This window comes from Nanhaiella sioensis (assembly GCF_046557775.1).
Classification (GTDB): Bacteria; Bacillota; Bacilli; order Bacillales; family SM2101; genus Nanhaiella; species Nanhaiella sioensis.
In genome coordinates this window covers 1,162,063-1,176,040 of sequence record NZ_JBKAEG010000001.1, presented here as the reverse complement: position 1 = coordinate 1,176,040, position 13,978 = coordinate 1,162,063, and the positions used below count along the sequence as shown (strand labels likewise).

Below are 13,978 nucleotides of genomic sequence, written 5' to 3'. Positions count from 1 at the left end.
GGAGGAAAATAAATGGATGGTTGTAAGGTAAAAGAGATAAGAATAATGCAAGGGATTTCTTTGTCAGAACTTTCTAAACTATCGGGTGTTTCTAAATCATATTTAAGTATCATTGAAAGAGGAATACAGAAGAACCCTAGTATAGAAATAATTTGTAAAATTGCAGCAGCACTTAATGTGAATGTTGAAAAACTTATCAGTCCAAATGATGAAAAGTATATACATAAAGAAATAGATAATGAGGTTTTAGCATTAGCATTAGAGTTTTCTCAAGTTGATATCGATAAGGAAAAAGTAAAAAAATTTAAAGAATTCATCGAATTGCTCAAGTAAACAATATAGGGGGCTTGTATATAAGTCTTTGCTTCTTTCGATTTGAGACTAAGAATAGCTATCAATTTATTGTTCTTTATTAAGAATATGAATGATTTGTCTGTTGTATGACAAGTATTAAACATGTTGTATTTTATCAGTAAGAACAAATAAGATGATTTAACAGTTGGTGGAGAAGGAGATTCATGAAAAAATTTTATATTTGTTTTGTTTTTCTTGGTATCTTAATTATTGCTTATCCAAAAGTGAATAATTTTTATAACTCTTACAATCAACAAAAGTTATTACAGTCCTTCAAACAAGTATCACCAGTAACGATAGATGATAACTTACAAAGTAATTACCAGGCGGTAAATCAAGTATTAAACAAAGGTGAGACAATTGATTCTGGAAAGATAACTAAAAGTCAACCAGATAAAGTATTAGAAAGTGAAAATCTCGACGTTATAGGTACTCTTTCAATTAATAAAATTGAGTTAATTCTACCGATTGTTGAGGGGTCTTCAGATAAAGACTTGAAATATGCTGCTGGTCATTTAATTGAAACGGCTCCTTTAGGTAAAAAAGGTAACGCTGCTATCGCAGCACACCGAAGTTATACTTACGGAAAATTTTTTAATAGATTAGATGAACTTGAAAGTGGGGATGAGATAGTCATTCAAACCCTTACTGATTATCATGTGTATTCTGTTTTTAATAAGATAGTAGTTTTACCAACTGATATGTCTGTTCTTTCTAATCTAGGAGATGATTCATATATTACGTTAATTACCTGCGATCCTATTAAGAATCCTACTCATCGTTTAATTGTTCAGGCACAAAAGAAAAATGATGACTGACAGAGGATTTTTGCCTACAGCCTTGTTGTTATTACGAAGAAAAAATGCGGGACATAATAGAAAATTTATTATTAGGTAATTCATATGGAAAAAGGAAATTTATTGAGATGTTCAGGGAAGAGGATATATAGCAACAAAGTATATAACAAAGAAAACTATTGTGGAGGGGAAAAAATGAGTAATACAAAGCAGCAAGTAAAGCTCGATGAGGAGTGGGTTGATTTAATTCTTACAGCATTAGAAATTGGTTTACCTGTAGAGGAAATACGTAATTTCTTAAAAGATGTCAAACAAGCATAATTGAAAAAATCTACTGTGCTTTAAGTTGTTATGATTTTATGAAACAATCATCTCTTGCTCTATGGTATACTAAAACATATATGCGAAAATGTTTAGTAAATGAATATATACGCAGAAATAATTCGAATAGTTTTTATGTCCAATGAATTTAGATAACCAATAAAACATTTTAACTCTAACATAGAAAGAAATAAGTAGGTGAAAAAATGATAGGGGAACGCGTGAAAAAATACCGATTACAAAAAGAATTATCACTAACAGAGTTGGCTGATCGTGCCGGGGTTGCAAAATCATATTTAAGCTCTTTAGAGCGCAATCTCCAGTCAAATCCTTCTGTTCAGTTTTTAGAAAAAATTTCAATGGTTTTAGATGTTTCAGTCAATTCATTATTATTTGATGAAGATGAAATACCCGATGAAGATCTTGATTCTGAATGGATAAACCTTGTAAGAGAGGCAATGGATTCTGGTGTTTCGAAAAATGATTTTAAAGAATTTTTAGAATTTAACAAATGGAAACTTAAAAAACAATAATATTCTTTTAACCATATTAATAACAACTTACATGCTCATCGAGCTCTTATGTGGATTATTCTTCATAGGGGCTTTTTGTTTTTTCTTTGAACTATTTGATAGGGGCATTCGTATTATACATGATTAACACATTTTTAATACTTGTTCACAAAACTATATTTTTTAGAGGTGGTTTGTATTGAGTGTGCTTAAATATTGTTTAATTACTTTAATCATATGTTTTCAAATACTTGGGTTTGTATTTCTCTTAATTAAATTCAAAGTAAGTTTGTATTTTTTTGGTAGTGCTTTTGTTATTTTAATCATGTTACTTGTCATGTTAATTTTTGAACGTTTAAAAGGAAAAAAAAGGAGGAAGATCAAGATGATCTTAGTAACTACTGATTTTGTCCCAGGGAAAGAGATCAAACAATTAATAGGATTTGTTAGAGGAAATACTGTGCAAACGAAGCATATTGGTAAAGATATCATGGCAGGGCTTAAGACACTTGTTGGAGGAGAAATTAAAGAATATACAGAAGTCATGGATGAGGCTCGGCAGCGGGCGATTAGCAGAATGGTAGAAGATGCAAAAAGTAAAGGGGCGAATGCCATTATATGTTTACGCTTAGAAACATCTAATGTGATGACAGGTGCTTCTGAAATCATTGCATTCGGAACAGCTGTAGTAGTTGAATAGTACGTTTATTTCGTGAAATTTGTTGCTTTCTTATTAAATTAGTACAGTTTCGCGAGGGATTGTTGGTCCCCATCGTTTAAATGTGAAAAGTTGATATGATATTCCTTTTTGCTTTTCTAAAAACGAATATAATTAAAGTTCAGGAAATCTCTTCTTCTCTAAAGATTATAAAAATTCTATATCTTGTGAAAAGCTGTGAGTCATGATATTCACTCAACTGTCATATATATTAATTGAGAAATCTAGTACATGTGTTATACTATGAAAAGAAATAACTAAAGGCTTTCTTAGGAAAGTATGAGACAGCCTAACTAAATATATTAACACTAGGGGAGTCTGAATAAAGACTGAGATGGAAGCTTGTTTCCAGACCCTTTGAACCTGATCTGGCTGACACCAGCGTAGGGAAGTGGACAACATGTGATAATGACTTTGTCTTCATGCTTAATTTATGAAATAGGTGTGAGACATATTATTCATGAATTGGATTAATAACGTCAACTATTCATTTCGATACATGTAAACCCACTCTTACGCAAGAGTGGGTTTTTTAGTTGCTTATGCTTATGACTGTTGCTGGCGACATGTACATTTCAATATTGTTATTTTCCTATTTGCCAATCACGTCTAGGACACAAATTATAGTATATGGGTAATTCTCAATATCGATGAGCAGTTTGGATTGCTAAGCAAATTTAAGTTGGTACATTCCTCATCTTGATATGTGAGACCGTTTATTAGTGAGTAATGTCTAGAGCTGAATAAACTAAGCTCAAATACTTGACTAAATTTATTTACAAGGAGGTCTTATGGCAAACAAAGAGCTACATATTGTTTCAACTGGGGCACAATCAATCAACACGTTTGTTTCGATTATTAGTGAGATTCATCCTTTTGCAACTGCTATACATTTACGTGAAAAACAAATGTCAGCGAGAGACTTATACCAAACGATTAATCAACTAATTCAACGAAGTGTACCACTTAATAAAATAGTCATAAATGACCGAATTGATGTTGCTTCAATTGCTGAAGTTGGTGGTGTTCAGCTAGCATATCATAGCTTATCAGTAGGCGATGTGAAAAGGGCATTTCCAAAACTTCGCATTGGGAAGTCTGTTCATTCATTAGAAGAGGCTGTTGAAGCAGAACTGCAAGGGGCTGACTATGTGATATATGGTCATATTTATCCTACCTCCTCCAAAAAAGGAGTGATAGCTAAAGGGGTTGATAGCGTCGAAGAATTAAAAAAACAGCTATCTATACCTTTAATTGTCATTGGAGGAATTAAACCATCTCATATTCCTGAACTGATAGATAGAGGAGTAGATGGAGTGGCAGTATTGTCAGGCGTATTATTAGCCCAAACGCCTATAGAAGCAGTAAAGGAATATTCAAAAATGTTATCGAAAGAGATGATTACATGAAGAAAACGTATGATGCCATCGTTATTGGTGGGGGTATAAATGGTGGTTCAATCGCTTATCATCTAGCAAAGCGAGGGCACCATGTGCTGGTCATTGAGAAAGATCAATTAGGTAGTAAAGCTTCTGGTGCTGCTGCAGGGATGTTAGCAGCTCAAGCGGAATTAACTGAGGATGGGCCACTGTTTCAATTAGCAAAAAAAAGCAGGAGCATGTTTCCTACAATGATCGAGGAATTAGAATGCAAATCGAACGTCCATATTGGATATGTGAACAAAGGAATGCTCAAGATTGCAATAAGTGAAGAAGAGGAGCAGCAATTAAAACACATTATTCAATTGCAGAAAAATATTGGGGAACAAACTGAATATTTAACATCTGAGGAAGTGAGAGCATATGAACCTTCACTATCTCCAGTTGTAAGAGGAGCTATGAGTATACCTACAGATGGCCAAGTGTCCGCTTATGATTTAACGATTGCATTTTTTAGGGCAGCAAGGGTGCTAGGAGCTACGATCAAAGAGGAAACGAATGTTTATTCATTAATCATAAAAAATAATAGAATCCAAGGTGTTGTGACAAACGAGGGTGAATTCCATTCCGAACGGATTATTGTAGCTAGCGGTGCTTGGACGGACATGGTTGTCAAGCAAACTGGGTTGTCATTGCCTAGCTATCCAGTAAAAGGGGAATGTTTAGCTGTCAAGACTGACAAACCTCTGTTAACACAAACAATCTTTTCTCATCATTGTTACCTAGTTCCAAAAAAAGGTGGAAGAATAATTATTGGAGCAACAATGTACCCAAATACATTCAATACGACAGTATCTACGGGTTCAGTTTGTAGTCTAATAGAGAAAGCTTCGATCATTTTACCAGAAATTATCAACACTCAATTTGAAAAAGCATGGTCAGGCATTCGTCCTCAAACTCACGATGGTATGCCTTTGTTAGGGGAGCACCCGCATGTGGAGGGCTTAATTATAGCTACAGGGCATTATCGTAATGGGATTTTGTTAGCCCCTATAACTGGCAAAGTTACTGCTGATTTAGTTGAAGGAATCGATCTTGATCATGAGTTAATACACCATTTTCGAATTGATCGTTAAAATGATTGGGTTTTTAAATATAGGTTCTTTTTCCGTATGTTTTGTTGATGAGATATACAGCTAGCTTACGTAAACAGATTGAATGTTGTACGCAAATCAACACCGAGATAGAAAATATGAAAATAACAATCTAAGATTAGACAATGTTGTTAGTGAAAGGAGTGTGAGAATGAAGTTATTTATTAATGGTGATCGGGTTGATGTACCTGATACTTTAGAAAATATATCAGATGTACTCGCCCACTTCGAGCTTGAGGATAACATTGTTATTGTTGAAATTAACTCTACTATTTTACAAAAACAGGATCATAAAGATACACAAGTAAATGATAATGACAAAATTGAGATTGTACATTTTGTAGGAGGCGGTTAATATGTTAAAAATTGGACCATATGAATTTTCATCACGCTTATTTTTAGGAACAGGTAAATATTCTAGTTTTGAGGTACAAAAGGAAGCTGTTGATGTATCGAATACAGAAGTATTAACTTTTGCAGTTCGAAGAATGAATATTTATGAAAAAAGTCAACCTAATTTTTTAGAACAGTTAGACGTGAGTAAATATAAGTTATTACCAAATACGGCTGGCGCAGCAACGGCTGAAGAAGCTGTTCGTATTGCAAAGCTAGCAAAAGCTTCTGGTCTTTGTGATATGATAAAAGTAGAAGTAATTGGAGATTCAAAAACGTTGCTACCAGATCCAATAGAAACGTACAAAGCATCCGAACAATTACTTGATGAAGGCTTTATTGTCTTGCCTTATACGTCTGATGATGTTGTACTAGCAAGAAAACTACAGGAGTTAGGCTGTCATGCAATTATGCCAGGTGCATCACCGATTGGCTCTGGACAAGGTATTATCAATCCTTTAAATTTAAGCTTTATTATTGAACAGGCTACGGTTCCAGTAATCGTAGACGCAGGAATCGGTAGTCCAACAGATGCAAGCTTAGCAATGGAGTTAGGTGCTGACGGCGTATTGTTGAATACAGCAGTATCTGGTGCAAATGACCCGGTTAAGATGGCACAAGCAATGAAGCTGGGGATTGATGCAGGACGGTTAGGGTATGAGGCGGGGCGTATACCAAAAAAACGATATGCTACTGCTAGCAGTCCGATGGAAGGAATGAGCATTGGTTGAGTGAACGTTATTCACGACAACAATTATTTTTACCGATTGGTGAAACAGGTCAACAAAAAATCTCTAACAAGCATGTACTCCTTATTGGGGCTGGAGCATTAGGAACAGGCAATGCTGAAGCCCTCGTGCGAGCAGGGGTTGGAAAATTAACAATCGTTGATAGAGATTATGTTGAATGGAGCAATTTACAAAGACAACAACTTTATAGTGAAATAGATGCACAAGAGAGAATACCTAAGGCTGTTGCAGCAAAAAGCCGATTACAAGCGATAAATTCACATGTGGAAATCAATGCACATGTTGCAGATGTGTCTGTACGAGAAATGGAAGAGTTGGTTTTAGGAGTAGATCTCATCCTTGATGCAACCGATAATTTCGATACGAGATTGCTAATAAATGATATTTCGCAAAAATACGAAATTCCTTGGATATATGGTGCTTGTGTTGGAAGCTATGGAATTAGCTATACTATTGTCCCTGGAATCACACCATGTTTACATTGTTTACTAGAAACAGTCCCTTTAGGAGGGATGACATGTGATACTGCTGGAATTATTAGTCCAGCAGTTCAAATGGTGGTCGCTTATCAGACAACTGAAGCTTTAAAGATATTAGTCGAAGACTGGGCTGCTTTAAGAAAAAAGCTAGTATCTTTTGATCTTTGGAAAAATCAACATTCAGCAATTAGTGTTGATAAAGTAAAGAAGACTGAATGTTCATCTTGTGGTGAAGATAGAACCTATCCATTTCTATCTTATGAAAATCAAACGAAATCAGCCATTCTTTGTGGCAGAGACGCGGTACAAATTCGACCACCCAAAAAAATTGATCGGGATTTGGAAAAAGTAGCTGATCTACTGAAATCTCAAGGTGGTACGGTTGAGCGAAATCCATATTTAGTTGCATTTTCGACAGGTCAACATCGGCTCGTTATTTTTAAAGATGGTCGTGTCCTCGTTCACGGCACAAAGGAAATATCAGAGGCAAGGTCGTTATATCACAAATATTTAGGGTGAAAACATGTAATGAAATGAAGACACTCATTGCCAATACAGTCAAACAACATACTGTTTTGCTTGGAGTGTTGTTTTTAGCGATAAACAAAGCATTGTTACTTCATCCAAATGAGGATGTATAAACCTTCAAAAGCTGCGCTAATTTAGTAGCAATAACAACATTTTAAAATGAGCTAAATAAAATAGTGTATGTTCAAAAAGTCCTTCCCATTATCAAGCACTTACTTATTTGAACATCCTAGTAAAGTTGGAGATGGTACAAATGAATGTATATAAAGCATTAACAATTGCTGGATCTGATAGCGGAGGTGGAGCAGGGATTCAAGCTGATTTAAAAACATTTCAAGAGCTTGATGTGTTTGGTATGTCTGCTATTACAGCAGTGACCGCACAAAATACTCTCGGTGTTCAAGGGGTCTTCCCATTAACAGTAGAAGCTGCGATTCAACAAATAGACTCTATCGCTACCGATTTAGCTCCAGACGCCATAAAAACTGGCATGCTATTTTCGAGTGAATTAATCAAAGCGGTAGCTAATAAAATTTCTGAATATAGGTGGCAACATATAATTGTTGACCCTGTAATGGTTGCAAAGGGTGGTGCTGCCTTGCTTCAAGAAGAAGCGGTTACGACTCTTAAGAAGTACTTAATCCCGTTAGCATATGTTATTACTCCGAATATACCAGAAGCAGAAATAATTGCAGGCATCAAGATAAATAATTTGGATGATCGACAAAACGCTGCAAAAATGATTCATGAACTAGGTGCACAGAATGTAATCATTAAAGGTGGTCATGACGAAGACGATATTGTTGTAGACTTATTATTTGATGGTGACGAGTTTTATGAGTTTCATAACAAAAGAATAGAAACGAGACATACACATGGAACTGGTTGTACTTTTGCAGCGGCAATTACCGCAGAAATTGCTAAAGGAAAAGCTATTTACGAGGCTATTGAGACTGCAGAAGCTTTTATCCAAGCAGCGATACAGCATGAGTTAGGCATTGGTTCGGGACATGGACCTACGAATCATTGGGCATTTGGTAAGAAAGGAGCTCTTTAAAATGTCTAATAAAAAGGTTCAAGAAATGTTACCACTTTATCTCGTGATGGGCAGTCAAGATTGTTTAGGTGATCCTTGTGTCGTTCTACTCGAAGCGATCCGTGGTGGTATCACTGCTTTTCAATATCGTGAAAAAGGTATTGAAGCAAAAAGTGGCATAGCAAAATATGATCTAGGAATTGAGCTTAAAAAGATATGTAAAGATCACAACATCCCTTTTTTCGTTAACGATGATATTGAACTAGCAATTAAGCTTCAAGCAGATGGTGTACATATTGGCCAAGAGGATGAGCCAGTCGAAAATGTGCGTAGTAAAATAGGCTCCACAATGGTATTAGGCGTATCTGCTCATACTGTTGAGCAAGCAAAAGATGCAACCGCAAAAGGAGCCGATTATTTAGGTGTAGGCTCAATCTATCCAACTAATACAAAAAAAGATGCGACAAATGTAAATGGACCTTCGATTATTCAAGAAATGAGGGACAACGACATTTCGGTACCGATTGTTGCAATTGGTGGGATAAAAGCTGGAAAGATTCAGCCAATAATACAAGCTGGAGCAGAGGGTGTTGCAGTCATTACAGCGATTACACATGCAGAGGATAAAATGAACGCTACACGCAAATTAATTGAAGAAGTTAGCTCAGCAAAGATTTAAATCGTTAACACAATTTGTTAATTCACATATTTTTTAAAAAAATAAGAATTGACAGAACAAGCCAATTAATGATAATCTAGCAAAGTATTAACTTTAACTATTAACAAGGAGGGTTACGAAATGATGAAGAAAATTGTATTCATTACTGATATCAAAGATATAGACGTGAACAATAACAATAACAATAACTTCATAATGAAAAACGTGACCTATCCAATGACGGCTTTTTATATTTAAACTAAGAGAATTTTTAAAAAATCTCAGAAGTTGAAAAACAATTGTTCTCACAAGGTATAGGTCATGGAATTAATCCGTGGTTTGTGCCTTTTTATATTGCTATACAATATAATTGGATAATTAGGGCATATCTGGAATCATTCGGATATGCCCTTTTTATATATAACGATTGTTCAACATAACAGAGCAAAGGTATTTCTGTTCATTGAACACTAAAACAACATACTTAACCAAATTTTTGAGGAGGACATGAAATGGAATCGAAACAATCATTGAGAACGATGAATACTGGGGATCTCGAAGGTGGCTAGCGTACAGACAACTAAGAAAAGGAGGATGATCACATGTTTTCAGTTTTATTAAAATTAAAATGGTTTTTTAAGGAAGAATGGAAACGCTACGCAGTGGCAATTACATTATTGTTTATCGTGAACATATTAGAGGTGATTCCGCCATGGCTAATCGGTGGGGCAATTGACGATATTTTTGTAGGTAGTTTGACTGTTCAAAAACTGACTCAATATTTACTGGTGTTATTGGCAATTATGGTTGTCACATATGCAATGACATATAAATGGATGTACAACTTATTCGGTGGAGCGTTCGTTGTGGAGCGAACGTTACGTTCAAGATTTATGAATCATTTATTAAAGATGACCCCAACATTTTATGAAAAGAAACGCACAGGGGATTTAATGGCACAGGCTACGAATGATTTAAAAGCCATATCAATCACAGCCGGTTTTGGAATACTTACACTCATAGATTCTTCTGCATATATGTTGACGATATTATTTACAATGGGCTTTATGATCAGCTGGAAGTTAACGCTTGCGGCAGTGTTACCAATGCCAATCATGGCGATTGCGATGAAGATTTATGGAAAGAAAATCCATGAACGGTTTACGGAAGCTCAGGATTCATTTGGTGATATGAATGACCGTGTGTTGGAATCCATATCAGGTGTTCGAGTTGTGCGTGCATATGTACAGGAGCAAGCAGACCGACAACAATTTGAGTCCCAGACCAACGATGTTTATAAGAAAAATGTAAAAGTTGCAGTCATTGATGCACTGTTTGACCCAACGATAAAAGTATTAGTTGGTATGAGTTATTTAATAGGTCTAGGTTACGGAGCGTATCTAGTCTTTCATAAGGCTATTACATTAGGTGAGCTCGTTTCATTTAACGTTTATTTAGGAATGCTTATATGGCCAATGTTTGCAGTGGGAGAATTAATGAATGTAATGCAACGTGGTAATGCGTCACTAGATCGTGTTAACGAAACACTTTCATATGAAGCAGATGTAATGGACGATAAGCAACCTCGTTCGCTTGAATATCCAGGAGCAATTTCATTTGACAATGTGACATTTAAATATCCTTCTTCAGAGGTTAATAATTTGGAGGGAATATCATTCAATCTATCTCGTGGAGAAACGTTAGGGATTGTTGGTAAAACAGGAAGTGGAAAGACAACGTTAGTAAAACAACTTTTACGTGAATACCCGCTTGGTACTGGAAATATTGCTATTTCTGATGTGTCACTTGAGCATATTGCGATAGAGGAAATTCAAGGATGGCTCGGTTACGTTCCTCAAGATCACGTGCTGTTCTCTAGAACTGTAAAAGAAAATATCATATTTGGTAAGAAAGACGCAACAGACAAAGAGATTGACAAAGCCATTGATTTAGCTGCTTTCCGTAAAGATTTAGCTCTTATTCCTGAAGGACTAGAAACATTAGTAGGAGAAAAAGGAGTGTCATTGTCGGGCGGGCAAAAGCAGCGGATTTCTATCTCTCGAGCGCTCGTAGTTAATCCAGAAATACTGATTCTAGACGATTCTCTTTCAGCAGTTGATGCTAAAACAGAAACAAAAATTATTGAGAATATCCAGCAAGAACGAGCTGGCAAAACTACAATTATAACAACACACAGATTGTCTGCTGTCCAGCATGCTGACAGAATACTCGTTCTCGAAGATGGAAAAATCACTGAAGATGGTACCCATTTTGAATTACTACAACAAAACGGATGGTACAAAGAGCAATATGACCGTCAGCAACTAGAAGAACATATTGAAGAGGAGGTGGTTGTATGACGATAGGAAAACGCTTATTTAATTATGCCCTTTTATACAAAAAAACAATCATCTTTGCACTACTCATGCTAATGGTTGCTGTTGCAGCTGATTTAGCTGGTCCATTTATTGCAAAGCGCATGATTGATCAGCACATTTTAGGAATTGATAGTTATCCGTGGTATGAAACAGATGAAGGGGAAAACGCTGTATTATATCAAGATACATGGTACAAACGGGAGGATCACTTTTCTGTCGATGAAGTAAAAGGAAAAGAGGTTCGCGTCTTACAAGTAGGTAGAGATTATGTGTTTGTTGACCAACCAGTTACGACTCCTGAGGGTGAAAGAACATTTGATGACGGCACATTGATCATTACCCGTAGTAATGAACAGATGAGCTATCCAGCTGTCGAACTAACAAATGATGAGCTATTATCTTTTTACATGCCAGAAGTAGACGATTTATTTAAATTAATTTTAGTGTACTTTGCTTTGCTTGTCGTCGCTTCAATATTCACATATGGGCAAAAATTTTATCTAGAAACTTCGGCAAATCGTATTATTAAGAAAATGAGAAACGATGTATTTACACATATTCAAAAACTGCCAATTAAATATTTCGACAGCTTACCAGCTGGAAAAATAGTTTCAAGGATTACTAATGATACTGAAACGATAAAAGAACTATTTGTAACCGTGTTAGCAACATTCGTTACTAGTATTATTTATATTACTGGTATTTATATTGCGTTATTTTTATTAGACGTAAAACTTGCACTCATTTGTTTAGTGCTTGTTCCAATACTAGTCATTTGGATTAAATTTTATCGAAAGTATGCGTCAAAATACAACCATATCATACGATCACGCTTAAGTGATATAAATGCAATGATCAATGAATCAATACAAGGAATGACTATTATTCAAGCATTCCGAAGAAAACCTGAAACAAAAGAAGAATTCGAAGAAATTAATAAAGATTATTTCGACCATCAAAATAAGTTACTACGCTTAAATTCTTTAACATCTCATAATTTAGTTGGCGTACTACGTAATATTGCCTTCGTTGCTTTGATTTGGTATTTTGGTGGCCAATCATTAACAGCAAATTCGGCTGTATCCCTAGGTGTGCTATATGCGTTTGTTGATTATTTGAATCGTCTATTCCAACCGATCACTGGATTAGTAAACCAATTAGCAAATCTTGAGCAAGCATTAGTATCTTCAGAACGAGTTTTTGAGCTTCTTGACAAAGATGGCACAGAAGTTTGTGAGGATAAAATGCCACGCTATAAAGGTAATGTTACATTTGATAAAGTTTCTTTCGGCTATAAAGAAGGGGAAACAGTTCTCCATGATATTTCCTTTGAGGCGAAGGAAGGGGATACGATTGCACTTGTAGGTCATACGGGTTCAGGAAAAAGTTCAGTTATGAATCTTCTGTCCCGCTTTTATGATACGAAAGAAGGCAAAATACTCATTGACGGTCAAGATATAAATACTATCCCAGTACAAATGATAAGGCAGCATATGGCAATCGTTTTACAAGATCCATTTTTGTTTACGGGTACAATAGCTTCTAACGTTAGCTTAAATGACCCAATGATAACTCGTGAACAAGTAGAAAAAGCTTTAAGAGATGTTGGGGCAGATCGATTGCTTAAAAACTTACAAAATGGCTATGACGAGAAGGTAATTGAAAAAGGGAGTACGTTATCTACAGGGCAGAGACAGTTAATATCTTTTGCACGTGCACTTGCTTTTGATCCAGCAGTTCTCATTCTTGATGAGGCCACCGCAAATGTTGATACAGAAACTGAAAAGATTATTCAAGACGGGTTAGAAGTGTTGAAAAAAGGACGTACAACATTTATTATCGCTCATCGCCTATCGACGATAAAAAATGCAAATCAAATTTTAGTACTCGATCGAGGACGAATTGTTGAACAAGGTAATCACGATGATCTCATGCAAATGAGAGGCAAATACTATCAGATGTACCAGTTACAACAAGGTAAACAGTCATCTTTAGCAGGATAAACGGTACTTCAACGTAACGGATGACCTATTTAAAACATGTATTTTACCGTATGAGGAGTTTTCGATTAAAAACATGTTTTATGGGTCAAACTGAGACATTTATGGGTCAAAAACGTGAATTTATGGGTCAAACTGAGACATTTATGGGTCAAAAACATGTTTTATGGGTCAAACTGAGACATTTATGGGTCAAAAACATGAATTTATGGGTCAAATAGAGAGGTTTATCGGTCAAAACATGTTTATGGATCAAAATCGACAAGTGGTGGTGAACGACCATGACGGAAATTGATAAACGGGGTAGATTAGATGAAGAAATGTTTAGTTACCGAGTAACAAAGAACAACACAGTTTTTATTACATGGATGGGTAAACAAGTAAAAACATTAAAAGGTAAAGAAGCAGAAAAAATAATTACTAAACTTCAGCAAGCCAATAGTAAGCATGAAGTTCAATTAATTCTTGCTAAAGTAACAGGAAATTTCAAAAGAGGTAATGAACGTTCTATAAATTAGGAAA

15 protein-coding genes and 1 riboswitch are annotated in these 13,978 nt (G+C 35.5%); all 15 genes read left to right on the top strand.

The features are described 5' to 3' along the window. Positions 1-12 precede the first annotated feature (12 nt). The 15 genes from V1503_RS05465 (at position 13) to V1503_RS05395 (ending at position 13,974) form a co-directional block, all read left to right on the top strand. A complete protein-coding gene (locus tag V1503_RS05465) occupies positions 13-333 on the top strand; it encodes a helix-turn-helix domain-containing protein (RefSeq protein WP_214483490.1) in 321 nt (106 codons plus the stop codon). A gap of 185 nt (positions 334-518) precedes the next feature. Beyond that, positions 519-1,172 carry a class D sortase gene (locus tag V1503_RS05460; RefSeq protein ID WP_410625428.1) on the top strand — a complete coding sequence of 218 codons (654 nt, stop codon included), beginning with the start codon at positions 519-521 and terminating at the stop codon, positions 1,170-1,172. A gap of 174 nt (positions 1,173-1,346) precedes the next feature. Next, a complete protein-coding gene (locus V1503_RS05455) occupies positions 1,347-1,472 on the top strand; it encodes an anti-repressor SinI family protein (RefSeq protein ID WP_214483492.1) in 126 nt (41 codons plus the stop codon). A 206-nt stretch (positions 1,473-1,678) separates the two neighbouring features. Beyond that, a complete protein-coding gene (locus V1503_RS05450; RefSeq protein ID WP_214483493.1) occupies positions 1,679-2,005 on the top strand; it encodes a helix-turn-helix domain-containing protein in 327 nt (108 codons plus the stop codon). Positions 2,006-2,369: 364 nt separating this feature from the next. Beyond that, on the top strand, positions 2,370-2,684 hold the full coding sequence (locus V1503_RS05445; RefSeq protein ID WP_214483494.1) for a YbjQ family protein: 315 nt from the start codon (positions 2,370-2,372) through the stop codon (positions 2,682-2,684). A gap of 318 nt (positions 2,685-3,002) precedes the next feature. Continuing rightward, positions 3,003-3,109, top strand: a riboswitch (TPP riboswitch). Positions 3,110-3,493: 384 nt separating this feature from the next. Continuing rightward, entirely contained in the window at positions 3,494-4,111 is a 618-nt protein-coding gene (gene tenI / locus V1503_RS05440; protein ID WP_410625424.1) for a thiazole tautomerase TenI, read from the top strand. Further along, positions 4,108-5,217, top strand: coding sequence for a glycine oxidase ThiO (gene thiO, locus V1503_RS05435; protein ID WP_410625422.1), 1,110 nt, complete (start codon positions 4,108-4,110; stop codon positions 5,215-5,217). The genes tenI and thiO overlap by 4 nt, the downstream gene beginning before the upstream one ends. Positions 5,218-5,386: 169 nt before the next feature. Continuing rightward, on the top strand, positions 5,387-5,590 hold the full coding sequence (thiS, locus tag V1503_RS05430; RefSeq protein ID WP_410625420.1) for a sulfur carrier protein ThiS: 204 nt from the start codon (positions 5,387-5,389) through the stop codon (positions 5,588-5,590). A gap of 1 nt (position 5,591) precedes the next feature. Continuing rightward, a complete protein-coding gene (locus tag V1503_RS05425) occupies positions 5,592-6,359 on the top strand; it encodes a thiazole synthase (RefSeq protein WP_214483498.1) in 768 nt (255 codons plus the stop codon). Further along, positions 6,356-7,375, top strand: coding sequence for a thiazole biosynthesis adenylyltransferase ThiF (locus V1503_RS05420; RefSeq protein WP_214483499.1), 1,020 nt, complete (start codon positions 6,356-6,358; stop codon positions 7,373-7,375). Before V1503_RS05425 ends, V1503_RS05420 begins: the two co-directional genes overlap by 4 nt. 262 nt (positions 7,376-7,637) lie before the next feature. Beyond that, positions 7,638-8,441: a bifunctional hydroxymethylpyrimidine kinase/phosphomethylpyrimidine kinase gene (gene thiD, locus V1503_RS05415; RefSeq protein WP_410625417.1), complete on the top strand. Its 804-nt coding sequence runs from the start codon at positions 7,638-7,640 to the stop codon at positions 8,439-8,441. A 1-nt stretch (position 8,442) separates the two neighbouring features. After that, positions 8,443-9,099, top strand: coding sequence for a thiamine phosphate synthase (thiE, locus tag V1503_RS05410; RefSeq protein WP_410625415.1), 657 nt, complete (start codon positions 8,443-8,445; stop codon positions 9,097-9,099). Between the two features lie 581 nt (positions 9,100-9,680). Beyond that, positions 9,681-11,438 (top strand): ABC transporter ATP-binding protein, encoded by a 1,758-nt coding sequence (locus tag V1503_RS05405; RefSeq protein WP_410625413.1) that lies wholly within the window; start codon positions 9,681-9,683, stop codon positions 11,436-11,438. After that, on the top strand, positions 11,435-13,459 hold the full coding sequence (locus tag V1503_RS05400) for an ABC transporter ATP-binding protein (protein ID WP_410625410.1): 2,025 nt from the start codon (positions 11,435-11,437) through the stop codon (positions 13,457-13,459). Before V1503_RS05405 ends, V1503_RS05400 begins: the two co-directional genes overlap by 4 nt. A 278-nt stretch (positions 13,460-13,737) precedes the next feature. Beyond that, positions 13,738-13,974, top strand: coding sequence for a hypothetical protein (locus tag V1503_RS05395; RefSeq protein WP_410625408.1), 237 nt, complete (start codon positions 13,738-13,740; stop codon positions 13,972-13,974). The last annotated feature ends 4 nt before the right edge of the window (positions 13,975-13,978 follow it).

Coding starts and splice junctions, on each gene's coding strand:
- V1503_RS05425 (WP_214483498.1), top strand. CDS start 5,592: ATGTTAAAAATTGGACCATATGAATTTTCATCACGCTTATTTTTAGGA.
- thiS (WP_410625420.1), top strand. CDS start 5,387: ATGAAGTTATTTATTAATGGTGATCGGGTTGATGTACCTGATACTTTA.
- V1503_RS05460 (WP_410625428.1), top strand. CDS start 519: ATGAAAAAATTTTATATTTGTTTTGTTTTTCTTGGTATCTTAATTATT.
- V1503_RS05455 (WP_214483492.1), top strand. CDS start 1,347: ATGAGTAATACAAAGCAGCAAGTAAAGCTCGATGAGGAGTGGGTTGAT.
- V1503_RS05465 (WP_214483490.1), top strand. CDS start 13: ATGGATGGTTGTAAGGTAAAAGAGATAAGAATAATGCAAGGGATTTCT.
- V1503_RS05395 (WP_410625408.1), top strand. CDS start 13,738: ATGACGGAAATTGATAAACGGGGTAGATTAGATGAAGAAATGTTTAGT.
- V1503_RS05405 (WP_410625413.1), top strand. CDS start 9,681: ATGTTTTCAGTTTTATTAAAATTAAAATGGTTTTTTAAGGAAGAATGG.
- tenI (WP_410625424.1), top strand. CDS start 3,494: ATGGCAAACAAAGAGCTACATATTGTTTCAACTGGGGCACAATCAATC.
- thiD (WP_410625417.1), top strand. CDS start 7,638: ATGAATGTATATAAAGCATTAACAATTGCTGGATCTGATAGCGGAGGT.
- V1503_RS05400 (WP_410625410.1), top strand. CDS start 11,435: ATGACGATAGGAAAACGCTTATTTAATTATGCCCTTTTATACAAAAAA.
- V1503_RS05445 (WP_214483494.1), top strand. CDS start 2,370: ATGATCTTAGTAACTACTGATTTTGTCCCAGGGAAAGAGATCAAACAA.
- thiE (WP_410625415.1), top strand. CDS start 8,443: ATGTCTAATAAAAAGGTTCAAGAAATGTTACCACTTTATCTCGTGATG.
- V1503_RS05450 (WP_214483493.1), top strand. CDS start 1,679: ATGATAGGGGAACGCGTGAAAAAATACCGATTACAAAAAGAATTATCA.
- thiO (WP_410625422.1), top strand. CDS start 4,108: ATGAAGAAAACGTATGATGCCATCGTTATTGGTGGGGGTATAAATGGT.